Source organism: Maribellus luteus, assembly GCF_003576475.1.
Classification (GTDB): Bacteria; Bacteroidota; Bacteroidia; order Bacteroidales; family Prolixibacteraceae; genus Draconibacterium; species Draconibacterium luteum.
Map to the genome: position 1 here is coordinate 1 of NZ_QWGR01000091.1, position 695 is coordinate 695.

Annotated in this window: 2 protein-coding genes; one reads left to right on the top strand and one right to left on the bottom strand. The window is 60.9% G+C overall.

The window, feature by feature from the left end:
* Positions 1 to 276, top strand: a 276-nt coding sequence (locus D1614_RS28060) for an FAD-dependent monooxygenase (protein WP_206610149.1), incomplete at its 5' end; no start/stop codon positions are given.
* A gap of 226 nt (positions 277 to 502) precedes the next feature.
* Here D1614_RS28060 and D1614_RS28065 read toward each other — a convergent pair.
* A partial coding sequence (locus tag D1614_RS28065; protein WP_206610150.1) for a hypothetical protein occupies positions 503 to 695 on the bottom strand: 193 nt, incomplete at its 5' end.

The following is a 695-nucleotide window of genomic DNA, read 5'->3' on the forward strand; positions in this document are numbered from 1 at the left end:
ATGCGGTTCGGCCGGCTGTTTCTGGCGGGCGACGCGGCGCATATCGTGCCGCCGACCGGCGCCAAGGGCCTCAACCTCGCTGCCAGCGACGTGCACTATCTCTCAACCGCGCTGCGCGAGTTCTATGCCGAGAAATCTGCCGCCGGCATCGACGACTACTCGCGGCGCGCTTTGAGCCGGGTGTGGAAGGCCGAACGCTTCTCCTGGTGGATGACGTCGATGCTGCATCGTTTCCCCGACACCGATGAATTCAGCTCGCGCATCCAGATCGCGTAACTGAACTACCTGATCGAATCCGACGCCGCGAAAATGTCGTTATCGGAAAACTATGTCGGATTGCCGTACTAGCGCACCTGAGGGCGTGTTGGAATTTCGTCATTGCGAGCGAAGCGAAGCAATCCATTCTTCGAAAAGGCTGGATTGCTTCGTCGCAAGGGCTCCTCGCAAAGACGAAGAGAGATTTTCGCCAGGCCAGCTGCCGCCACCTTCGCAGCAATAGGCCCTACAGCCCCGTCGATGCCTCGATCCTGAACTGCGCCAGCGCGATGATCGGCTCGTTGTCGAGGACGTCCATGAGTTGAAGCACCGGCAGCTTGCCGTGCGGGGTCAGCTTGATGGTGAGTGTCTGCCCCGAGGTCTCGACGAAGCCGGCAAGGGCATCCGCCGCCGCCCTGACATCGAGATTGGAGGCTGCA